This window comes from Frankia sp. CcWB3, from assembly GCF_977927595.1.
Map to the genome: position 1 here is coordinate 1 of NZ_CDWRCK010000341.1, position 3,521 is coordinate 3,521.

Below are 3,521 nucleotides of genomic sequence, written 5' to 3' on the forward strand. Positions count from 1 at the left end.
GGTTCGAAACGCGCAAGTTATTTCATTTCGACTCCTTAGTGCTGGTAACAGCACCGTGATGCCTCTGGACCAGCCGCCGCGAGCCGACTGGAATGGGTCGCGGTCCGGGACGCGGAAACTGTTCGCGACAGTGAAAACCAGGTACGACAGTGGAAACCACGCAGGAATCGGTACCGCCGTGCTGGACCGGAACTGGTCCGCAACCGGTCTAGGACCTGGCCGCGACCGCCCGGAACCGGCCCAGAACCATGCCCAGGGGAGACGATGACCAGTACAACGGGATCCGATGCGGCCTTGGCGCCGGCGCGAGACGTGATCGCTACGCAGCGTTCCGCGCCCGACACGTCGGTCGGATACGTCCAGGGCATCCTCAGCCACGACATCTCCACGGAACTCGGCCGGCTGCAACTGCTGGAATCACAGGTGGACCCGGCCACGCACGCCGTTCTCGAGGCGCGGGGAATCGCCGATGGAGGGCGGTTCCTGGAAATTCGGTGCCGGTGCGGGTTCGGTCGCCTACTGGCTGGCCGACCGGTTCCCCGGCGGGGAGGTGACTGCGGTAGACGTGAGCACGAGTTTCCTCGACGACGCCGGCCGGTCGAACCTGCGGATCGTCCAAGCGGACGTGCGCACCCACGACTTCGAGCCGGGTTCCTTCGACCTCATCCATGCCCGCACCGTCCTCATGCACATCCCCGAGCGTGAGGAGGTGCTGCGGCGGCTAGTCTCCTGGCTGGCCCCGGGCGGCTGGCTGGTCACTGAGGATCTCGTGCTGTCCCCGGTCGACTCGTCACCGCACGACGGATTCCGGCACGCCTTCGAGGCGATCGGCCAGGCGATGGCGTCGTCGATCGGGTCGGACCTGCGGTGGGGGCGAACGCTGCCGGCGCCGCTGACCCGGGCGGGCCTGGTCGACACCGGTCTGCACGCCACGTACTACCCGGTTGGCGGCTCCAACGAGATCGGGCGCCTGTGGCGTGCGACGTTCGGCCAGTCCGCCGACTACCTCGTCGACAGCGGCCTGCTCACCCGTGCCGATCTCGACTCGGCCCTGGCCCTGCTCGCCGATCCCGACTTCCTCGACCTCGGGCCCAGCATCATCGCTGCCTGGGGCCGGCGCCCCCGGCCTGAGCTTCCGGGCGCGGGAACTCCCGCCCTTCCGTCTCTGTCCTCCGTCTCCGCGACGACCATCTGACCGAACACCGTCGACCACCCGTGAGGTACTCCCGTGACCACTCCGCGTTTCGGTGTCACCCTTCCTCTGCCCGGCATCCCGCTGCGGGACCATCGACGCATCGTCACGGGACTCGCTGACGCCGGCTACAGCGACGTGTGGACGGCCGAAGGCGGCGGCGTCGACGCGTTCACCCCGCTCGCGGTCGCCGCCGCCTGGGATCCCCGGGTGCGCCTGGCGAGCGCGATCGTGCCCGTCCACACCCGCGGCCCGGCGGTGCTCGCCCAGACCGCGGCGACCCTGGCCGATCTGACGTTCGGCGGGCTTGTCCTCGGCATCGGTTCGTCGGTGCCCGCCCACGTGACCGACCTCAACGGCATCCCGTTCGACGAGCCCTTCCGTCGGACCCGGGACACGCTTCGTTTCCTCACCCGGGCGCTGCGCGGCGAGGTGGTCTCCGGCGCCTTCGACACGTTCGCGATCCGCGGCTTCGTCCTACCGAATCCTCCGATCGAGACGCCGAAGGTCATCCTGGGAGCGATGCGGCCCGGCATGCTCAAGCTCGGCTTCACCGAGGGGGACGGTGCCGTCACCAATCTGCTGTCCCCCGAAGATCTGATCAAGGTCCGTGCCGCCGTCGGACCGCAGCCAGCGGGCAAGGAGCTGGTGGTGAAGGTCTTCGTGAGCCCGAACGCCGATCCGAACGTCGCCCGCCGCGACAGCCGGCCGTTCCTCACCTGGATCCTCAACCAGACCCCTTACCACGCCTTCCACGAATGGCTCGGCAACGGCGAACGGCTCGCCGAGTCCCACGAGCGATGGACCGCCGGGGACCAGCGTGGTGCCGCCCGGGCGCTACCCGACGAGGTCATCGACGCCCTGTTCATCCACGGCACGCCCGAGCAGTGCCGCGACCAGATCGCCGCATATGTGCAGCCCGGGGTCACCGCGGTCCAGCTCTACGTCCGCCTGACTCCGTCCTTCCTGCTCGGAGCGTGGGACACCGCCGGATCGACCGGATCGACCGGATCAGCCGGATCAACTGGATCGGCTGGCGGGGGAGAGCAGGACCTGGCCGAGCGGGTCCTCGGCCTGCTGAGCACGCTGCGCCCCCGCATCCCCACGCCGGCTGGCATCGGCTGATCGACCTCGCCGGACGGACCGCGCCGGTTTCCCGACCACGGGCCGCGCCGCTACCGACCAGGGCCACCGGGGCCGCTACCTGACCACGGCCACCGGGCAGTGCGCGTGCAGGACGCACTGGTGGCTCACCGAACCGAGAAGCAGTTCGGCGAAGCCGCCGTGCCCGCGGCTGCCGACCACGAGCAGCTGCGCGTCAGCCGAGGCCCGCAGCAGCGCATGGGCGGGGCCATCGACGACGGTCTCCTTCCTGACGGGGATGGGCAGCCCGCCGGCGTGCTCGGTGACGATCGTGGAGACGGCCTGGTCGAGGGTCTGCCGGGCCTGCTCCGCCAGCGCCGATCCGATATCGGCGTAGCTCCCCGGGTAGATCGGGATGTCCAGGTGCCAGGCGTGCACGACGTGCAGGGCGCTCTTGCGGAGCATCGCCGCCTCGACGGCCCACCGTAGTGCCGTGAGCGAGGGGGCCGAGCCGTCCACGCCGACGACCACCGGCCGGTCGTCGATGCCGACGGGCTGGTGCGCGCCGCCGCTCGCCATATCGCGGTCATGCTTTCCGGACCGGTGCCTGCCGGATCCGGCGGCCGGGGCGACCGGCCGTACCACGACGACCGGCAGGGAGGCATGGTGCACCACACCCTGGCTCACCGAGCCGCTCACCAGCCGGTGCAGGGCCCCGTGACCGCGCTCGCCGACGACGATCATCCGCGCGTCGGCCGCGGCCCGCAGCAGCTCCGGGACGGGACTGCCCTCCTCGACCCGCCGGATGATCCGCACTGTCGGATCGCTGACCCGGGCGGCGGTCAGCGCGGTGTCCAGAACCCGCGTGGCGGCGTGCGCCAGACCCTCGCGGTCGGCGTTCGCCGCGGTCTCGAAGACCGGCCGCGGTTCGCCCATGACGTCCCATACCAGTACCGCGATCACCGGGACCAGGCGCCGGGCGGCCTCGTCGCAGGCCCACCGGATCGCGGCGACGGACGCGGGTGAACCGTCGACCCCGACGACGATCCCACCGGCGGCGGACTCCGCGTCCGCCGCCTCGACGGCCTGCCCGGCGGGGCGCGCGTACCCCGCGGTGTCCGACTGTGCCTCGGTGCCCGACATCCCTATCACCCTCTCGCCGTGCTGCTCCCCGTCACTGCCATGGTTCCGCCTGAAGGTGACCCCCGCGACGTGACGCGCGGGGTGAGCCGGTGGGGCCTGCGGC

Annotated in this window: 3 protein-coding genes; 2 read left to right on the plus strand and 1 reads right to left on the minus strand. The window is 71.0% G+C overall.

Translation table 11 applies throughout. The features are described from left to right. Positions 1–469 precede the first annotated feature (469 nt). Together ACY5KJ_RS18730 and ACY5KJ_RS18735 are read left to right on the plus strand one after the other, a co-directional pair. On the plus strand, positions 470–1,195 hold the full coding sequence (locus tag ACY5KJ_RS18730; protein WP_462187885.1) for a class I SAM-dependent methyltransferase: 726 nt from the start codon (positions 470–472) through the stop codon (positions 1,193–1,195). Between the two features lie 33 nt (positions 1,196–1,228). Further along, on the plus strand, positions 1,229–2,317 hold the full coding sequence (locus ACY5KJ_RS18735; RefSeq protein WP_462187886.1) for an LLM class F420-dependent oxidoreductase: 1,089 nt from the start codon (positions 1,229–1,231) through the stop codon (positions 2,315–2,317). Between the two features lie 75 nt (positions 2,318–2,392). On the opposite strand, the gene ACY5KJ_RS18740 is transcribed toward ACY5KJ_RS18735, so the two are convergent. Next, positions 2,393–3,418: a universal stress protein gene (locus ACY5KJ_RS18740; protein ID WP_462187887.1), complete on the minus strand. Its 1,026-nt coding sequence runs from the start codon at positions 3,416–3,418 to the stop codon at positions 2,393–2,395. Positions 3,419–3,521: the final 103 nt, after the last annotated feature.